A 16,811-nucleotide genomic window follows, 5' to 3' on the forward strand; every position below is an offset into this window, starting at 1 on the left:
ATACGGGCGTCAAGTTATGCAGATTCTGTGAAATCGGGGATTTCTGTTGTGCTGACGAAAAAAGCATGATAAAATGAAACAAGCGAAAGGGGTAGTCAGACACATGGAAGAGAATAAGAATAATTTTGAAAATACAGAAGAAGTAATGACAGAGCAGACCGGTGCAGGTGATGCTCCGGTGACTCAGCAGCCGGAGGAGCAGCAGGTGGTTCCTATGAAGGAAGAGACAATGCCGAAACAGCCATATACTGCGCCTGATCAGGAACAGCGGGAACAAACTCAGGCTCCGAAGGAAGATATTTCCTATTCTTATGGGGAACAGACGAGAGACGGTATGCCGTACCAGACACAGGGGAATCAGTATCAGGAAGAGTGGGATACGACGCCGCTGACAATGGGTGACTGGCTGTTGACTTTGCTGGCGGCATTTATTCCATGCTGCGGAGGGATTATTCTGTACTGTTACTGGGCGTTTGCCAGAAAGGGAAATATTCACAGGAGAAACTTCTGCCGTGCGGCACTGATAGTAGAGGCGGTACTCATTGTATTACTGATTATTTTCCTGATCCTGGTGGTGATCATCGGAAGTGTATCCTACGGTGAGACAATGAGTGACTATTATTATTACGGATATTAGAAGATGAGAACGGGGCGGCCATTTCGGAAGCTCCGTTTTTCAATGCGGGTTTCACTATCGAACATACGGTTGCAGTGCCGGGGCGGATGTGCTAAAATAAACCGGAAGAAGGAGGTCCCCATGAAAAAGGGAGATATCATTTTGATTCTTTTGATTTTGCTTGTAGCAGGATCGGCATTTGGAATATACAGAGCCTTTACCGGAAGCGGAGGCGGCGAAGCGGTCGTCTATGTAGACGGCGAAGAGGAGGGCAGATACAGTCTGAATGAAGATCAGACGATCGAGATCAATGGAGGGACAAATACACTTGTTATCGAAAATGGAAGCGCCAGTATGGAGAAGGCGGACTGTCCGGATCAGGTCTGTGTCCGTCACAGCGCAATTTCGAGAAATGGAGAAAGTATTATTTGTCTGCCTCACGAGGTTGTTGTATCGATTGAAGATGGAGAATCATCCGGAGCGGATGCGGTCGTGCAGTAAAAGAGGTGCAGTGTGGAAAGAAGAGGAGCGGGCCTGGCGTCATTTGGAGTGTTTGTGGCGCTGGCATTGATTTTCAGTTATATTGAGACGTTGATACCGTTTCAGATCGGGATTCCGGGGGTCAAGCTTGGACTTGCCAATATTGTGATTGTGATAGCACTTTACAGGATGCCTGTCAAAGAGGCATATCTCCTTTCCGTTGTGCGGGTGGTTCTGTCAGGATTTCTGTTCGGTAATCTGATGAGTATTCTTTACAGTCTGGCAGGAGGACTGTTGAGTCTGACTGTGATGTGGGGATTGAAGCATGTGAAATCAGTCAGTGTTCTGGGAGTGAGCATTGCCGGTGGTGTGTTCCACAATATCGGGCAGCTTCTGGCAGCGGCCCTTGTGGTGGAGACCTATGGCGTGTTTTCGTATGTTCCGGTGCTTCTGGTTTCCGGTCTGGTTACAGGACTTGTGATCGGGCTTGCATCCGGGGAAATGCTGAAAAGGATCAGGGGGATCCAGTTTTAATTGACGGAGGAAGAAAGATGATTTCATATATACGAGGGGAGCTTGCGGAGATTGGCGAGAACCATGTGGTTATTGATGTAGGAGGCGTCGGATACGGGATTTTCATGTCCGGAAGTGACATGTCCAGCCTTCCGAAGACTGGACAGGAAGTGAAGATCCATACGTATCTGCATGTGAAAGAAGATCTGATGCAGCTTTTTGGATTCCTGACAAAGGACGGACTGGAGGTCTTTAAGCTGATCATCGGGGTCAGCGGGATCGGCCCGAAGGGAGGTCTCAGCATCCTGACGCAGATGACACCGAATGATCTGCGGTTCGCAGTGATGGCGGGGGACGCAAAGGCCATTTCAAAGGCTCAGGGAATCGGAAAGAAGACAGCGGAAAAGTTGATTTTAGAGCTGAAAGACAAGCTGAAGCTTTCTGATACCATCGGACAGGAGACGGATGCGCCGTCTGTTCCGGGAAATGAAGAAGGAGCAGGGCGGATTCAGAACGAGGCAGTGGAAGCGCTGACAGCGCTGGGATATGGAAGTACCGAAGCATTCCAGGCAGTCAGAAACGTGGAGATCCATGAGGACAGTACCGTAGAAGATGTGCTGAAACAGGCCCTGCGGCAGATGGCACTGTTTTAATGGAGGAGGGCCGGGCAAAAGGGCGCGGTTCATTCAAATAACTATCCGGAAGGCAGAGAAGCATGAAGAAACGAATTATTACGACAGAAACACTGGAGGAAGACCAGAAGATTGAAGGCAGCCTCCGGCCTCAGTATCTGGAAGATTATATCGGACAGACAAAGGCGAAAGAAACGTTAAAGATTTATATAGAAGCGGCAAAGGCCAGAGGGGAAGCACTGGACCATGTGCTCTTTTACGGACCTCCGGGGCTGGGAAAGACGACTCTTGCAGGGATCATTGCCAATGAGATGGGAGTCAATATGAAAGTGACCTCCGGTCCGGCGATCGAAAAGCCTGGGGAGATGGCTGCGATTTTGAATAACCTGCAGGAGCGGGATGTGCTGTTTGTGGATGAGATCCACAGACTTAACCGGCAGGTGGAAGAGGTGCTGTATCCGGCCATGGAGGATTTTGCCATCGATATTGTGATCGGAAAAGGAGCAGGGGCAAGATCCATCCGTCTGGATCTCCCGAAGTTTACGCTTGTGGGGGCGACGACGAGAGCAGGAATGCTGACGGCGCCGCTTCGGGACCGGTTTGGTGTGGTGAACCGGCTGGAGTTTTATACGGCTGAGGATTTGCAGACGATTGTCCTGCGTTCCGCCCAGGTGCTCGGAGTTGAGATTGACCCGAAAGGAGCGCTTGAGATTGCGAGACGTTCCAGAGGGACGCCGCGTCTGGCCAACCGCCTTTTAAAACGGGTGCGGGATTTTGCGCAGGTTAAATATAATGGTGTGATTACCGAGGAAGTAGCGGTTTTTGCGCTGGATCTTCTGGAAGTGGACCGGTTCGGTCTGGATTATGCGGACCGGACGATTCTGACGACCATGATCGAAAAATTCGGAGGCGGGCCGGTAGGACTGGATACACTTGCAGCTGCCATCGGCGAGGATTCCGGTACGCTGGAGGATGTATATGAGCCTTTTCTCCTGAAAAACGGCTTTATTCAGAGGACTCCGAAAGGGAGGACGGCTACGGCTCTTGCATATCAGCATCTTGGATTTTCCGTGGGAAAGGAAGAGTAAAATTCCCTTCCACGGAGAATGTCAAAGAAAAAGGTTGGTTTTTCCAACCAGATCGTTTATAATGAATAACAGAGACTTCATATAGGAGGAGGAAGCATCGGCTATGGCAGCATCAAAAAATTATACCGAAGTTATCATTGATGGCAGGGTATTTACGCTGAGCGGCTTTGAGAGCGAGGAGTATCTTCAGAAAGTATCAAATTATCTGAATCACAAGATTGCAGAATGCAGTGAGAATGAAAGCTACAAAAAGCAGAGCAGCGACACAAAAAGCATCCTTCTTGCACTGAACATTGCGGACGATTATTTTAAAGCAAAGGAGCAGGGCTCGTCTCTTGAAATTGATATGGAATCGAAAGATAAAGAGATGTATGACTTAAAGCACGAATTGATCTCAGCGCAGATCAAGCTGGAAAATGCGGACAGGGCAATGGATAAGCTGAAGGAAGAAAATCAGGAGCTGCAGATGAAGATTGTGCAGTTGGAAACAGAAATGAAAAATCACCGAAAGAATTAGGGCTGTCGAAGGACAGCCTTTTTTCGAAGTAAGGCAGGAATAGAAAGAGATGAATAATAAGAAACAGAATAAAGAAGTGGAAATTCTCGCACCCGCGGGCACTTATGAAGCCTTTCAGGCGGCGATCCGTTCCGGAGCGGATGCAGTCTATGCAGGAGGGGACCTGTTTGGAGCCAGAGCGTATGCCGGGAATTTTGACCGGGAGACATTGATCCGGGCTATCCGGGAGGCACACCTTTACGGAAAGAAGCTGTATCTGACCGTCAACACACTGATCAAAGAGCGGGAGATGGAAGAACGTCTCTTTTCGTTTTTGAAGCCGTTTTATGAAAACGGTCTGGATGCGGTTCTGGTACAGGATCTGGGAGCGCTTTCCTTTATCCGGGAGCATTTCCCGGATCTTGCGCTTCATGCGAGCACCCAGATGTCTGTGGCAGGGGCTTCCGGAGCAGGATTTTTAAAGAAATACGGTGTGGAGCGTATTGTTCCGGCAAGGGAGCTTTCCCTTTCGGAGATCCGGAAGATGAAAGAGGAGACCGGGCTGGAGATCGAGTGCTTTGTCCACGGCGCGCTCTGCTATTCTTATTCCGGACAGTGCCTGTTCAGCAGCATGCTCGGTGGGCGGAGCGGCAACCGGGGACAGTGCGCGCAGCCGTGCCGTCTGAAATATCAGGTGGAAGGAATGAAGAAGCCATCCTGCATTCTGAGCCTGAAGGATATCATGGCTCTGGATGACATCCCGGATCTGATTGAGGCCGGAGTGGACTCTTTTAAAATTGAAGGACGGATGAAAAAGCCGGAGTATGTATCTGAGACCGCGCGGATGTACCGGAAATACGCAGACCTTTTCCTTGAGAAGGGAAGAGAGGGATACCGGGTGTCAGAAGAGGACAAAATGAGACTGATGGATCTGTATAACCGCGGCGGCAGCTGCAGGGGCTACTACCATATGCAGAACGGCCCGGAGATGATTTCGCCTGACAGGCCGAATCACGCCGGGATTCCGGCAGCCTGTGTGGAGCGGCAGAAGGGAAGAAGCCTTCTGTTAAAAGCACTCGCAGCGGTACAGAAAGGCGATGTTCTGGAAATCTCCGCCAAAGAAAATGTTACACTTGGACAGGACGTAAAAAAGGGCGGCCAGTTCCAGATTCTCGTGGCAAAGGGAACGGCAGTGAAGCCGAGAACGATTCTGTCAAGAGTCCGGAATGAAAGCCTGATCGGGGAGATCCGGGATCATCTGAAAACCGCTGATATCCGGCGTCCGGTGCAGGCGGAGGCAGTGTTCCGTGCCGGAGAGCCGTCCAGGCTGACTCTCAGGATGGGAAGCATCGAGGTCAGCGCCGAGGGCATGGTTCCGGAAGAGGCGAAAAAGCAGCCGCTGGACCGGGCGAGAGTGGAAAAGCAGCTTGGCAAGATGGGGAATACTCCGTTCCGGACAGAGAAGATGGCTGTTGAGATGGACGAAGGGATTTTCTTCCCGATGCAGGTTGTCAATGAGCTTCGCAGACAGGCGGCACAGAAGCTGGAAGATGCCATTCTGGGACAGTATGAAAGATCCTGTCCGGAGATACCGGAGAAAAAGGAGACCGGTACAACTGTCCGGGATCCGCATGCGAGGATGCTTTCTGTTCTTGTGCAGACAAGAGAACAGTTAGCTGCAGCGGTACAGGAGGAAGACGCAGGCCGTATCTACGTGGAAAGCCATCTGGCGGCCGACCTGTTTGCGTCCGGATCGGGAAGAGCGGAGATCCGGGCACTTTTTGAAACAAGGAAAGCCGAATGGTATCTTGTATTTCCTCACATTTTCAGAGAACAGGCCGAACGGCTCTACGACAGAATCTGGGGAGATCTGGAAGCGTTCCCGTGGGATGGTGCGCTCGTGAGAAATCTGGAATCTTTGTCATATCTGCAAAAAAAAGTATGGAAAAACAAGGTTCAGGCGGACCATCATTTGTATACATTGAACAAAAAAGCTGTAGAATTCTTGAAAAATGCAGGGATAAATGGTACAACAGTATCATTAGAGCTGAACAGCCAGGAGATTCGTGAAACCGTTTCCGGAGAAGAAGAGATGGTCGTATACGGATATGCTCCGATGATGATCAGCGCGGGATGCGTAAAAAAATCTACGGGACACTGCGATGGAAAAGCAGCTGTCACAAAACTGAAGGACCGGTATCAGAAGACATTTTATGTAAAAAATTATTGTGATACATGTTATAATATTATCTATAATACGGCGCCGCTTGTGCTGCTGGATCTGCTTCCGGAGATCGAACGGATCGGGATTGACAATGTCCGGCTGGAATTTTCGCTGGAGGACGCCGATGAGACAAGGAGAGTAATCAGGCTTTACGGGGACGGCTTCCTGAGAGACGGAGGGTATCCGCAGGCAGCAGAGCAGTTTGATGATTTTACGCGTGGACATTTTAAAAGGGGAATAAAGTAGGTGGCAATTTGTTTAATATTATAATGGAAATTTCAAAATATCTGATTCTGCTGATGATGGTAATCTATACTTTTGAGTGTTTCAGCGTGTTCGGATATCACGATGCTTATACGAAGATGTGGATTTTAAGGAGGCAGAGCATCTGGATCTTCATGATCCACTTCCTGGCATTTCTGACCCTGTTTCTGCGTATGCAGGAGGCCAGAATTCTCGTGTTTTATGTCATACAGGTAGCGCTTTTGGGATCAATTATTCTGCTTTATGGTTTTCTGTACCCGAAAGTGTCCAGACTGGTTGTCAACAATATGTGTATGCTTCTTGCGGTAGGATTTATCATGCTGACAAGGCTTTCGTATAACAATGCGGTTAAGCAGGTAATTATTGTAGCGGCATCCGGTGTCATTTCGCTGTTTGTTCCGGTCATTATCCGGAAAGCCAGATTTTTAAGCAGACTGAAACTGGTCTATGCAGTGGTCGGTGTTGCGGCACTTGCCGCGGTTATTGTTGTAGGACGGGTATCAAACGGAGCCATGCTTGGATTTGAAGTGGCGGGAATCAGTGTGCAGCCGTCAGAACTCGTGAAGATTGTATTTGTATTTTTTGTGGCATCCAGTCTCTACAGGGCAAAGGATTTCAGAAATGTAGTTATCACAACGATCGTGGCGGCGCTGCATGTTCTGATTCTGGTCGCTTCTACAGACCTGGGAGCGGCACTGATTGTTTTTGTAGTGTACCTTGTGATGCTGTATGTGGCCACACGGCAGCCGCTCTATATTGCGGCAGGCGTGGGAGCCGGAAGTGTTGCTTCGGTAGCCGCATATTTTCTGTTTTCTCATGTGAGGACGAGGGTAACGGTTTGGAGAGACCCGTTCGCGGTCTATAATGAAGGGGGATATCAGGTGGCGCAGTCGCTGTTTGCGATCGGCACAGGAGGATGGTTCGGCCTTGGACTCTGCCAGGGACTTCCGGACAAGATTCCGGTTGTTACGACAGACTTTATTTTCTCCGCGATTGCGGAGGAACTGGGAGCTGTCTTTGCGATCTGCATCATTCTGATCTGTGTCAGCTGCTACATTATGTTTCTGAATATTGCGATGCAGTTAAGAGACAGCTTTTATAAACTGGTAGCGCTGGGACTTGGAACCTGTTATATCTTCCAGGTATTTCTTGCGATCGGCGGAGTAATCAAATTTATCCCGTCTACGGGTGTGACCCTGCCGCTTGTGAGCTATGGAGGAAGTTCCCTTTTAAGCACGATGATCATGTTTGCGATCATCCAGGGGCTGTATATTTTAAGAGAAGATGAGGAAGAGGATATTGAACGACAAAGAGAGAGACAATTACGGGCGAAGAGAAGACGGCAGGCACAGCAGACCGGAAGACCTCGATCAAATGGAACGAGGCCTTCAGCGGGAGCTCCGTCGGGAGATCGAAGAAGAAACTCTAAGAACCGGAACTCACAGCGTGTACGGAGACCGTAAGCCGGCTCCAAGGAAGCCCGGAAAGGCAGAAAAGAAGAAAGAACAGCAGGAAGAAAGGCGACGTGCCAAAAAGAAGAAAAAGGCGAACCGCCAGTATGTTTTTGTAACTTACTTTTTTGTTCTTCTTTTTGTGGGAATGATCGGCTATTTTTCCTATTTCAACGTGGTACAGGGAAGAGAAATTATCAATGATTCCAGAAATCCAAGGATGGATCTGTATGAAAACCAGGTGCTCCGGGGCTCGATTCTGGACAAGGATGGAAATGTCCTTGCCGAGTCTGTGGAAAATGAAGACGGCACCCAGACGAGAACCTATCCGTACGAAGAGCTTTTTGCCCATGTCGTCGGATATTCGGACAAAGGAAAGACCGGTCTGGAGTCCTCGCAGAATTTCCAGCTTCAGACTTCAAATGTTTCGTTCCGGACAAAGCTTCTGAATGAATTCAGAGGGCGGAAAAGCGCAGGAAACAATATTACCACGACACTCGATACGGATCTCCAGCAGGCGGCTTACGATGCGCTCGGAAACAACCGGGGAGCAGTCGTGGCGATTGAGCCTAGTACGGGAAAGATCCTTGCGATGGTTTCCAAACCGTCCTACAATCCGAATACCATTGTGGAGGACTGGGAAAGCTTAAACGCAAACACGGAAGGAATTCTTGTCAACCGTGCGACGCAGGGACAGTATGCTCCGGGATCTACATTCAAGGTAGTGACAACTCTTGCGTATATGCGCCAGAATGCAAATTATCAGGATTATACCTACCGCTGTACAGGAGAAATCACAGCAGGGAAAAATGAAATTCACTGTTTTGGAAATGATGTGCATGGAACGGTCGATCTGGCAGATTCCCTGGCATATTCCTGCAACACATCGTTCTCCAACATCGGACTCAGCCTGGATATCGATGAGTTCCGCAATACGGCAGAGGATCTTCTGTTTGATTCAGAGCTTCCGTGTCCGCTTGTCTATAATGAAAGCAAATTCAATCTGCAGGACGATGATGGAGACGCTGCCATCGCCATGACGGCTTTTGGACAGGGAAAACTTCAGGTGAGTCCGTACCATATGGCGTTGATTACATCTGCCATCGCCAATAATGGAATTCTGATGCAGCCGTATCTGGTAGATCAGATTACAAGTGCAGAGGGCGAGACGGTAGAGAAATACGTTCCGGAGTCTTACAAAGAGTTGATGACCTCCGAGGAGGCAGCTCAGCTGACAGAATATATGCAGGGAGTTGTGGAATACGGAACAGCCCGTTCCCTGAATTCTCTTGGGGTTTCCATCGCAGGGAAGACAGGAACAAGTGAGTACAGTGATGATAAAGAGAAAACACACTCCTGGTTTATCGGATTTTCCAACGTGGACAATCCGGATCTTGCACTGGCTGTTGTGATCGAAAACTCCGACAGTACCGGTGATGTTGCGACGGATGTTGCGGGAGACGTCTTCGAGGCATTCTATGCGGAATAGAGGTGCTTTACAATGCGGTATTTGAAAGATCTGTATGTAAGTGAAGAATTAAAAGGCAGGGAAGAGGAGATAATGGAACATCTGGAAAAGAAAGAATTTCAGTTCCGGGTCTACCTGATTGCCCTGCCGGAAAATGAGAAAAATCAGCTGGAAATCTATCACAGCGGGATGCTGAATCAGGAATGGTACCGGGATAAGGATGTGTTTGTGGTAGGCCTGGCAAAGGGATATCTGCAGGCGCTGGAGCTTGTCCGGAAGATTGCCGAAGAGACAGTGGACAAGACAGGGGATGCGGATATCCGGCAGTATATTTTGAAGCGGCAGGGAAATTAGAATGATAATCGTACATATTTTACTGTGGATTCTAAAGATAGCAGGGATTTTACTTCTTCTTGTTCTGGGACTTCTTCTGCTTGGAATTCTGACGGTTCTGTTTGTACCGGTCCGGTATGAACTGAGTGCGTCCGGGGACATTGAGGAGCCGGAAAAGATTACAGGAAAGATTTCCATCCGGTATTTTTTCCGACTGATCCGTTTTCAGGCAGCCTACGAAAATCAGAAATTTCACTGGATGGCGGGAATTGCATGGAAAAAGATCGGGCAGGATAAGAACGAGGAGCCGGAGGAAGAAATTCAGGAAAAAGAGACTCCTGAAAAGTACAAAGAGGATAAAAAAGTCCCTGGAAGACCTGAGGGCGGTACAAGAGAACCGGAAGAGCAGGAAGGCAGAGGAAAAGAGAATGATTCCCGGAAGCGGGAAGCTGTAAAAAAAGAAAAGCCGGATCCGGAGAAGAAGCAGGAAGAAAAGAGCGCAAAAGAAAAGCCGCAAAGCCGGAAAGGCGAGAAAAAGGAATCCGGATGGCAGCGGATTTCCGGGAAAATCAAGTATACATTTCAAAGAATCTGTGATAAGATAAAGACGCTGTCCAAAACAAAAGACAGGATAGAAAAGTTTATCAAAGATGAAGTACATCAGTCTGCCTTCAAAAAGGGGAAGATAGTTCTGATTCATTTCATAAAGACATGGATGCCAAAAGAAGCGCGAGGGTATGTGGAGTATGGGTTTGACGATCCGTATTATACCGGGAAACTGCTTTCCTGGCTTGCGCTTTTCTACCCGTTCTTCGGGAAATGGCTTCAGATTGCACCTGATTTTGAAAAACCTGCATTAAATGGCAGTATATTTATCAAGGGACATCTTCGGATGAACCATCTGGCAGCAGCGGCTGTCAGGCTTGTGGCAGATAAGAATATCCGCAGTACCGCAAAAGAAGTACTGCATCTGTTAAAACGCCAGAAGAAGGAGGAATCATAAATGGCAGAGAGTAATTTCAAATCAACGATGGAAGCATTGTTCCACGGAATGGATAATGTGATTTCATCCAAGACGGTGGTCGGTGAGGCGATCCATGTAAAAGATACGATCATCCTCCCGCTTGTGGACGTGTCCTTTTCTGTAGGGGCAGGTTCTTTTACCGCAGATAAGAATGAAAAGGGAGCCGGTGGACTGGGAGGCAAGATGACTCCTTGCGCAGTGCTTGTGATTCAGAACGGGACGACAAGACTGGTTAATATTAAAAATCAGGATACGATCACAAAGATTCTGGACATGGTACCGGATCTCGTGGAGCGTTTCCGGACAAGAGACGAGAATAAGGTAACAGAAGAAGAAGTCAACGAGATTCTGGACGAAGGGAAAAAAGAAAACGAATAAAAGGCTGAAAAACTGCATATATAAAATCAAGAAACAAAACGGCAGGGATATCGAATGAAAAGAGTGATTGGATTTGCATGCTTTATGATCGCGGCAGGACTGATTCTTTCGATGTTCCTGCCGGGTCTGGTTTGGGATATCTGCATAACGGCAGTATTTCTCGTACTGGGCTATGTTTTTTTCTGCTGCTGATAAAAATTAAGAAACAAAAAAACCAGGATGACAAGATTCCTGGTTTTTGTGTATGCAGAACTTATGCTCTTTCTACTTTTCCGGATTTTAAGCAGGATGTACATACGTACATTCTCTTTGCTCCGCCTTCTGTTTTAACACGAACAGATTTTACATTAGATTTCCACATTTTTGGTGTTTTTCTATGAGAGTGGCTGACATTGTTTCCAAAATGAGCCCCTTTTTCGCAAATAGCACATTTCGCCATGATTACACCTCCTAACGCTCTTACTAGTCCTCAAATCGAGGACTCACAACACTAACTATGATATCAGATATATACCGGAAATGCAAGAGTTTATTTCCCGGAAATCATAATTTTTTCACTGTTTTACAGATAACATGAAGAGATGATGTTGTAAAATGTGTGTAAACAAGGTATAATAAAGCAGAATACTTCATGGAAAGAACTGAAAAAAGTATAGATAAGAATTGGAGGTATCTTAGTATGAAAGGCAGCATGAGTACGGAACTGGGAATCATCACCATTTCACCGGAAGTGATCGCCAAATATGCAGGCTCTGTCGCAGTAGAGTGCTTTGGAATCGTGGGGATGGCGGCAGTCAACATGAAAGACGGACTTGTAAGACTGCTGAAAAAAGACAGCCTTACACACGGTATCCAGGTAGAGCTTACGGAAGATAACAGAATCCGCCTTGATTTCCATGTTATTGTTGCATACGGGGTCAGTATTTCGGCTGTTACGGATAACCTGATCAGCAATGTAAAATATAAAGTCGAAGAATTTTCCAATATGCCGGTTGACAAGATCAATGTCTATATTGAAGGCGTACGGGTAATCGATTAATGTGGGAGGAACTTTGAGGTGGAAATTAAAACGATAAATGCAGACATGCTTGCGAAGATGTTCTTGGCAGGCGCACAGAATATTGAGTCAAAAAAAGAGTACATCAATGAGCTGAATGTATTCCCTGTTCCGGACGGGGATACCGGTACGAACATGTCCATGACCATCATGTCGGCGGCAAAGGAAGTACGGGCGCTGGACAATCCGGGAATGAAGGAGCTGTCAAAGGCGATTTCAGGCGGTTCGCTGCGCGGTGCCAGAGGAAACTCAGGGGTTATTCTCTCTCAGCTTCTTCGTGGATTTACCAAGTCCATCCAGGATGAGACGGAGATTGATGCTGCGGGGATTGCAGCTGCATGCATCCGTGCAAAAGAGACCGCATACAAGGCGGTTATGAAACCAAAAGAGGGTACGATCCTTACCGTGGCAAGAGGAATTGCGGAAAAAGCGGAGGAACTTGCTTTTGAGACCGATGATCTTGCGGAAATCTTCCCGAAGATTCTGGATCATGCACAGGAAGTACTGAATCAGACTCCGGAAATGCTCCCGGTATTAAAAGAGGCGGGAGTTGTGGATTCCGGCGGACAGGGACTTCTGGAAGTCTTAAGAGGAGCGTATGACGCATTTCTTGGGAAAGAAATTGACTATTCATCGATTGAGCCGTCTGCGGCGCCGTCAGCGTCTGCTGTGCGTAAAGCGCCGATGGAGGAGACGGATATCAAATTCGGCTACTGCACAGAGTTTATTATCTTGACAGGACGGGAGTTTTCTGAACAGGAGGAGCAGGACTTCAAGGCATATCTGGAGTCCATCGGTGACTCGATTGTCTGTGTGGCAGATGACGAAGTTGTGAAAGTGCATGTACACACAAACGATCCGGGACTTGCCATTCAGAAAGCGCTGACTTACGGTCAGCTGACACGGATGAAGATCGACAATATGCGCGAGGAGCATCATGAGAGAGTCATTCAGGAAGCGGAAAAGCTTGCAGCGCAGGAAAAAGTGAAAAAGCAGGAGAAAAAAGAGAGAAAGAAAACCGGTTTTATCGCGGTCTCCATTGGCGAGGGCATGAATGAGATTTTCAGAGAAATCGGAGTGGATTATATCATTGAGGGCGGACAGACCATGAATCCGAGTACCGATGATATGCTTCAGGCGATTGATGAAGTGAATGCCGACACGATCTTTATCCTGCCGAATAATAAAAATATTGTACTTGCCGCAAATCAGGCAAGAGATCTCACAAGAGATAAAGATATCATTGTGATTCCGACCAGGACAGTACCTCAGGGAATTACAGCAGTGATCAGCTTTTCGCCGGAAGAAGACGTGGATACGAATGAGCAGATGATGCTTGAGGCTATCCAGACTGTAAAGACAGGTCAGGTGACCTATGCAGTGCGTGACACCAGAATCGGAGAAAAGGAGATCCATGAAGGAGATATTATGGGAATTGGCGATGAGGGAATTCTCTCCGTAGGTTCTTCTATCTCCGAAACATCCAAAGAACTTCTGGAGAAACTGGTGACAGAAGATTCGGAACTCATCAGTATTTATTACGGTGAAGACATTTCCGAGGAAGAAGCGGAGCGTTTTGTTTCTGAAGTTGAGGAAGCGTATCCGGATCTCGATGTCGATGCACACCGTGGCGGACAGCCGATTTATTACTATGTGATGTCGGTCGAATAAGTAAAGATAAAATAGAAGAAACAGAAAAGGATACTTCGAAAAAGTATCCTTTTCCTGTATAAAGGAGAGAAATACATGAATGAGCATTCTCCAGTCAGAGAAATCAAAGGGATCGGAGAAAAAACAGAAATGCTGTTTCAGAAGATGGGAGTTTATACAGCAGGAGATCTTCTGCGCTATTATCCGAGAACCTATGACATTTATGAGGCCCCGGTTCCGGTGAGTGAACTGGAGGAAGGGACAGTTGCTGCCGTGGAAGGCTGTGTTTTTGGGAGTGTCCAGGTTTCACCGAACAGGAAGCTCCAGACTGTAAGCGCCCTGATCCGGGATCTGACGGGAACTTTGAAAGTCCTCTGGTTCCGGATGCCGTTTCTGCGCAATACGCTCCGGTCCGGAAGCCGGATTATTGTCAGAGGCAGGGTGGTGAATAAACGGGGCGGACTCGTGATGGAGCATCCGGAAATCTTTCAGCCTGTGGAGAAATATCAGGAAAAGCTCAATACGATGCAGCCGGTGTATCCGTTGACTGCAGGGCTTTCCAATCTGACGGTCATGAAGGCGGTCCGGGAAGCGCTGGAACATATTCATCTGCAGCGGGAAACGATTCCCGAAAGCATCAGGCAGAGATACCATCTGTGCGAGTACAATTACGCTCTCAGGGGCATCCATTTTCCGGCAGATAAAACGATGTACATGTATGCGAGAAAACGGCTTGTCTTTGAAGAATTTCTGGAATTCCTTCTGGCCATCCGCCAGATGAAAGAAGAAAAAGAGACGAGTGTGAATGGCTGTCGGATGGAAAAAAAGCAGGAAGTGGACGATTTTCTGTCACAGCTTCCGTTTGAACTGACAAATGCGCAGAAAAAAGTCTGGAAGGAAATACGGAAGGATATGCAGGGGGATTACACCATGTCCCGTCTTGTACAGGGCGACGTAGGATCCGGTAAGACGATTGTGGCCGTGCTTGCGCTTCTGGAAGCGGCCTGCAACGGGTATCAGGGAGCGATGATGGCTCCGACGGAAGTGCTTGCAAGGCAGCATTACCAGTCCGTCTGCGAAATGTTTGAGAAATATGGAATTCCGTTTCGCACGGAGCTTCTGACCGGTTCCATGAAGGCAAAAGAGCGCCGGGAGGCGTACGAGCGGATTGAAACAGGAGAATCACAGATTATTATCGGTACCCATGCGCTGATTCAGGAGAAAGTAAATTACCGCAATCTGGGACTTGTCATTACGGATGAGCAGCACCGGTTTGGAGTCAGACAACGGGAGGCTCTGGCAAAGAAGGGAAACATGCCGCATATTCTGGTTATGAGTGCCACTCCGATTCCGAGAACACTTGCGATTATCATCTATGGAGATCTGGATCTTTCTGTCATCGATGAGCTTCCGAAAGACCGTCTGCCAATCAAAAACTGTGTGGTGGATACCGGATACCGGGAGACGGCCTACCGCTTTATGAAAAAGCAGGTGGAAGAGGGAAGACAGTGCTACGTCATCTGTCCGATGGTGGAAGAAAGCGAAGCCATGGAGGCGGAAAATGTCATTGATTACTCCACGATGCTGTCCGAACGGATGGGGCCGGAAGTGACGGTAGGTTATCTTCACGGGAAGATGAAACAGACGCAGAAAGATGAAATCATGGAGAAGTTTGCCCAAAACCAGATTCAGATTCTTGTCTCTACGACAGTTGTGGAAGTGGGGATCAATGTACCGAATGCCACGGTGATGATGGTGGAGAATGCGGAGCGTTTCGGCCTGGCACAGCTTCACCAGCTGCGCGGACGCGTTGGCCGTGGGGCGTTTCAGTCCTACTGCATTTTTATGACGGCATCCAGGGCGAAAGAGACGAAAAAACGGCTGGATATCCTCAATCATTCCAATGATGGATTTTATATCGCGGGGGAAGATTTAAAGCTGAGAGGCCCGGGAGACCTGTTCGGAATCCGACAGAGCGGACTGATGGAATTTAAACTGGGAGATATCTTTCAGGATGCAGGGATTCTTCAGATGGCGGCAGAAGCCGCGTCATCGGAAGAAATCAGGGAATTTCCTGTATATGGAAGAGCAGACCGGGATAATATTCATGTACTGTAAGACGGCCAAAAAGGCCGTCTTTTTCTGATTTACATACGGTTATTCATCCCAGCCTTCGTAAAAACGTATATTGACAGCGATATTCCGGACAATGTCTCCATCCTGTGTCTTGATATCCTCCGGGTCGGTAATCGGCGGCAAAACCGGATCGTTCTCCTCCAGTTCTACACTGATCCAGGTTCTGGCAGCTTCGTTGGCATTGTCAACGGCTTCATCCAGAGTATCTCCGGAAGCTTCGCAGCACTCCAGATCCGGAAAAAACGCATGATAGCGTCCGTCTTCTTTTTTGCGGAAAACCGCAGGGTATATAAATATCATGATAGTTGTCCTCCTTTTTTCGACATATTTATATAATAGTAGATCGGGAGGAAAATGCAATACATTTCGGGAACAAATTGTATGAAACCGCATGCCTGTTTTATAATTATCATCCTGTGGAGAAAACGGGTTTCATTCTATTTTTCCTGTTTTTACCAGAGTATTTCACAAAAATGTTCATATACTATGAATGTAACAAAAAGTTACAAAAAAACACATGACGATAAAGGAGGACATTATCATGACAAATCGTTCATCTAATAAAGCAGCCGTACCAGAAGCAAAAGGTGCTTTAGACAAATTCAAATATGAGGTGGCAAACGAACTCGGTGTTCCGTTAACAGACGGATACAACGGAGACCTTACTTCCAGACAGAACGGATCTGTCGGCGGTTATATGGTCAAGAAGATGATCGAAGAACAGGAAAGACAGATGGCTGGTAAATAACTCTTTCTGAACAAAAGAATGTGACATGTGAAAAAGGCATCCCTGCTTCCCGAACCGGAAAGGAAGGATGCCTTTCTTCCTGTATGTTAAAAAAAGAATCGACTACCAGAAAAAATGTATCAAAACCAAAAGTTAGTGTATAATTATTATTGGCAAAAATAGGAATTTTTCCTAAATAAAAAGGGAAGCAGAGAAAATCCCTACTTCCCAATCATACAGTTTTTCTTTATGATGTTAGTTGCAAAATAAAACA

General features: G+C 47.5%; 19 protein-coding genes. 17 read left to right on the forward strand and 2 right to left on the reverse strand.

Annotated features, from left to right (window positions below):
- Positions 1–73: 73 nt before the first annotated feature.
- The 13 genes from Selli1_RS15645 (at position 74) to Selli1_RS15705 (ending at position 11,159) form a co-directional block, all read left to right on the forward strand.
- Positions 74–637: a hypothetical protein gene (locus tag Selli1_RS15645; protein ID WP_158099193.1), complete on the forward strand. Its 564-nt coding sequence runs from the start codon at positions 74–76 to the stop codon at positions 635–637.
- A gap of 120 nt (positions 638–757) precedes the next feature.
- The gene (locus Selli1_RS15650; RefSeq protein ID WP_087169235.1) at positions 758–1,117 is read left to right on the forward strand and encodes a NusG domain II-containing protein; all 360 of its coding nucleotides are present in this window, start codon (positions 758–760) and stop codon (positions 1,115–1,117) included.
- A gap of 12 nt (positions 1,118–1,129) precedes the next feature.
- Complete coding sequence (locus Selli1_RS15655; RefSeq protein ID WP_242958881.1) at positions 1,130–1,630, forward strand: Gx transporter family protein; 501 nt, start codon at positions 1,130–1,132, stop codon at positions 1,628–1,630.
- A gap of 17 nt (positions 1,631–1,647) precedes the next feature.
- Positions 1,648–2,262, forward strand: a complete 615-nt coding sequence (ruvA, locus tag Selli1_RS15660) for a Holliday junction branch migration protein RuvA (protein ID WP_087252074.1) — start codon at positions 1,648–1,650, stop codon at positions 2,260–2,262.
- 62 nt (positions 2,263–2,324) lie between these two features.
- Entirely contained in the window at positions 2,325–3,329 is a 1,005-nt protein-coding gene (gene ruvB / locus Selli1_RS15665) for a Holliday junction branch migration DNA helicase RuvB (protein ID WP_281873857.1), read from the forward strand.
- A gap of 103 nt (positions 3,330–3,432) precedes the next feature.
- A complete protein-coding gene (locus tag Selli1_RS15670; protein ID WP_281873858.1) occupies positions 3,433–3,846 on the forward strand; it encodes a cell division protein ZapA in 414 nt (137 codons plus the stop codon).
- 49 nt (positions 3,847–3,895) lie between these two features.
- Positions 3,896–6,295, forward strand: coding sequence for a U32 family peptidase (locus Selli1_RS15675; protein ID WP_087252072.1), 2,400 nt, complete (start codon positions 3,896–3,898; stop codon positions 6,293–6,295).
- An 8-nt stretch (positions 6,296–6,303) separates the two neighbouring features.
- The gene (locus Selli1_RS15680; RefSeq protein ID WP_138373058.1) at positions 6,304–7,776 is read left to right on the forward strand and encodes an FtsW/RodA/SpoVE family cell cycle protein; all 1,473 of its coding nucleotides are present in this window, start codon (positions 6,304–6,306) and stop codon (positions 7,774–7,776) included.
- A 136-nt stretch (positions 7,777–7,912) separates the two neighbouring features.
- On the forward strand, positions 7,913–9,253 hold the full coding sequence (locus tag Selli1_RS15685; RefSeq protein WP_138373085.1) for a peptidoglycan D,D-transpeptidase FtsI family protein: 1,341 nt from the start codon (positions 7,913–7,915) through the stop codon (positions 9,251–9,253).
- Between the two features lie 12 nt (positions 9,254–9,265).
- Positions 9,266–9,586 carry a hypothetical protein gene (locus tag Selli1_RS15690; RefSeq protein WP_087169229.1) on the forward strand — a complete coding sequence of 107 codons (321 nt, stop codon included), beginning with the start codon at positions 9,266–9,268 and terminating at the stop codon, positions 9,584–9,586.
- Position 9,587: 1 nt separating this feature from the next.
- The gene (locus tag Selli1_RS15695) at positions 9,588–10,568 is read left to right on the forward strand and encodes a DUF2953 domain-containing protein (RefSeq protein ID WP_087252070.1); all 981 of its coding nucleotides are present in this window, start codon (positions 9,588–9,590) and stop codon (positions 10,566–10,568) included.
- Entirely contained in the window at positions 10,569–10,967 is a 399-nt protein-coding gene (locus Selli1_RS15700; protein ID WP_087169227.1) for a GerW family sporulation protein, read from the forward strand.
- A gap of 54 nt (positions 10,968–11,021) precedes the next feature.
- Positions 11,022–11,159, forward strand: a complete 138-nt coding sequence (locus tag Selli1_RS15705; RefSeq protein ID WP_158099192.1) for a hypothetical protein — start codon at positions 11,022–11,024, stop codon at positions 11,157–11,159.
- 61 nt (positions 11,160–11,220) lie between these two features.
- Here Selli1_RS15705 and rpmB read toward each other — a convergent pair whose 3' ends face one another.
- Complete coding sequence (gene rpmB, locus Selli1_RS15710; RefSeq protein ID WP_024732358.1) at positions 11,221–11,406, reverse strand: 50S ribosomal protein L28; 186 nt, start codon at positions 11,404–11,406, stop codon at positions 11,221–11,223.
- A gap of 240 nt (positions 11,407–11,646) precedes the next feature.
- On the opposite strand from rpmB, the gene Selli1_RS15715 reads away from it, so the two are divergent.
- The 3 genes from Selli1_RS15715 to recG all read left to right on the forward strand — a co-directional run bounded on the left by Selli1_RS15715 (position 11,647) and on the right by recG (position 15,792).
- Positions 11,647–12,006 (forward strand): Asp23/Gls24 family envelope stress response protein, encoded by a 360-nt coding sequence (locus tag Selli1_RS15715; protein WP_087169226.1) that lies wholly within the window; start codon positions 11,647–11,649, stop codon positions 12,004–12,006.
- 18 nt (positions 12,007–12,024) lie between these two features.
- Positions 12,025–13,695, forward strand: a complete 1,671-nt coding sequence (locus Selli1_RS15720; protein WP_138373059.1) for a fatty acid kinase ATP-binding subunit FakA — start codon at positions 12,025–12,027, stop codon at positions 13,693–13,695.
- 75 nt (positions 13,696–13,770) lie between these two features.
- Positions 13,771–15,792 (forward strand): ATP-dependent DNA helicase RecG, encoded by a 2,022-nt coding sequence (gene recG, locus Selli1_RS15725; RefSeq protein WP_138373060.1) that lies wholly within the window; start codon positions 13,771–13,773, stop codon positions 15,790–15,792.
- A 39-nt stretch (positions 15,793–15,831) separates the two neighbouring features.
- Here recG and Selli1_RS15730 read toward each other — a convergent pair whose 3' ends face one another.
- Complete coding sequence (locus Selli1_RS15730; RefSeq protein ID WP_087252068.1) at positions 15,832–16,110, reverse strand: type II toxin-antitoxin system HicB family antitoxin; 279 nt, start codon at positions 16,108–16,110, stop codon at positions 15,832–15,834.
- A gap of 241 nt (positions 16,111–16,351) precedes the next feature.
- Between Selli1_RS15730 and Selli1_RS15735 the strand changes: the two genes are divergently transcribed.
- The gene (locus tag Selli1_RS15735; RefSeq protein WP_087169222.1) at positions 16,352–16,558 is read left to right on the forward strand and encodes an alpha/beta-type small acid-soluble spore protein; all 207 of its coding nucleotides are present in this window, start codon (positions 16,352–16,354) and stop codon (positions 16,556–16,558) included.
- The last annotated feature ends 253 nt before the right edge of the window (positions 16,559–16,811 follow it).

Origin of the sequence: Sellimonas catena (assembly GCF_027924685.1) — a bacterium.
GTDB classification, from domain to species: domain Bacteria; phylum Bacillota; class Clostridia; order Lachnospirales; family Lachnospiraceae; genus Sellimonas; species Sellimonas catena.

Coding starts and splice junctions, on each gene's coding strand:
- Selli1_RS15690 (WP_087169229.1), top strand. CDS start 9,266: ATGCGGTATTTGAAAGATCTGTATGTAAGTGAAGAATTAAAAGGCAGG.
- Selli1_RS15730 (WP_087252068.1), bottom strand. CDS start 16,110: ATGATATTTATATACCCTGCGGTTTTCCGCAAAAAAGAAGACGGACGC.
- recG (WP_138373060.1), top strand. CDS start 13,771: ATGAATGAGCATTCTCCAGTCAGAGAAATCAAAGGGATCGGAGAAAAA.
- Selli1_RS15685 (WP_138373085.1), top strand. CDS start 7,913: ATGATCGGCTATTTTTCCTATTTCAACGTGGTACAGGGAAGAGAAATT.
- Selli1_RS15705 (WP_158099192.1), top strand. CDS start 11,022: ATGAAAAGAGTGATTGGATTTGCATGCTTTATGATCGCGGCAGGACTG.
- rpmB (WP_024732358.1), bottom strand. CDS start 11,406: ATGGCGAAATGTGCTATTTGCGAAAAAGGGGCTCATTTTGGAAACAAT.
- Selli1_RS15645 (WP_158099193.1), top strand. CDS start 74: ATGAAACAAGCGAAAGGGGTAGTCAGACACATGGAAGAGAATAAGAAT.
- ruvB (WP_281873857.1), top strand. CDS start 2,325: ATGAAGAAACGAATTATTACGACAGAAACACTGGAGGAAGACCAGAAG.
- Selli1_RS15675 (WP_087252072.1), top strand. CDS start 3,896: ATGAATAATAAGAAACAGAATAAAGAAGTGGAAATTCTCGCACCCGCG.
- Selli1_RS15670 (WP_281873858.1), top strand. CDS start 3,433: ATGGCAGCATCAAAAAATTATACCGAAGTTATCATTGATGGCAGGGTA.
- ruvA (WP_087252074.1), top strand. CDS start 1,648: ATGATTTCATATATACGAGGGGAGCTTGCGGAGATTGGCGAGAACCAT.
- Selli1_RS15650 (WP_087169235.1), top strand. CDS start 758: ATGAAAAAGGGAGATATCATTTTGATTCTTTTGATTTTGCTTGTAGCA.
- Selli1_RS15715 (WP_087169226.1), top strand. CDS start 11,647: ATGAAAGGCAGCATGAGTACGGAACTGGGAATCATCACCATTTCACCG.
- Selli1_RS15735 (WP_087169222.1), top strand. CDS start 16,352: ATGACAAATCGTTCATCTAATAAAGCAGCCGTACCAGAAGCAAAAGGT.
- Selli1_RS15695 (WP_087252070.1), top strand. CDS start 9,588: ATGATAATCGTACATATTTTACTGTGGATTCTAAAGATAGCAGGGATT.
- Selli1_RS15700 (WP_087169227.1), top strand. CDS start 10,569: ATGGCAGAGAGTAATTTCAAATCAACGATGGAAGCATTGTTCCACGGA.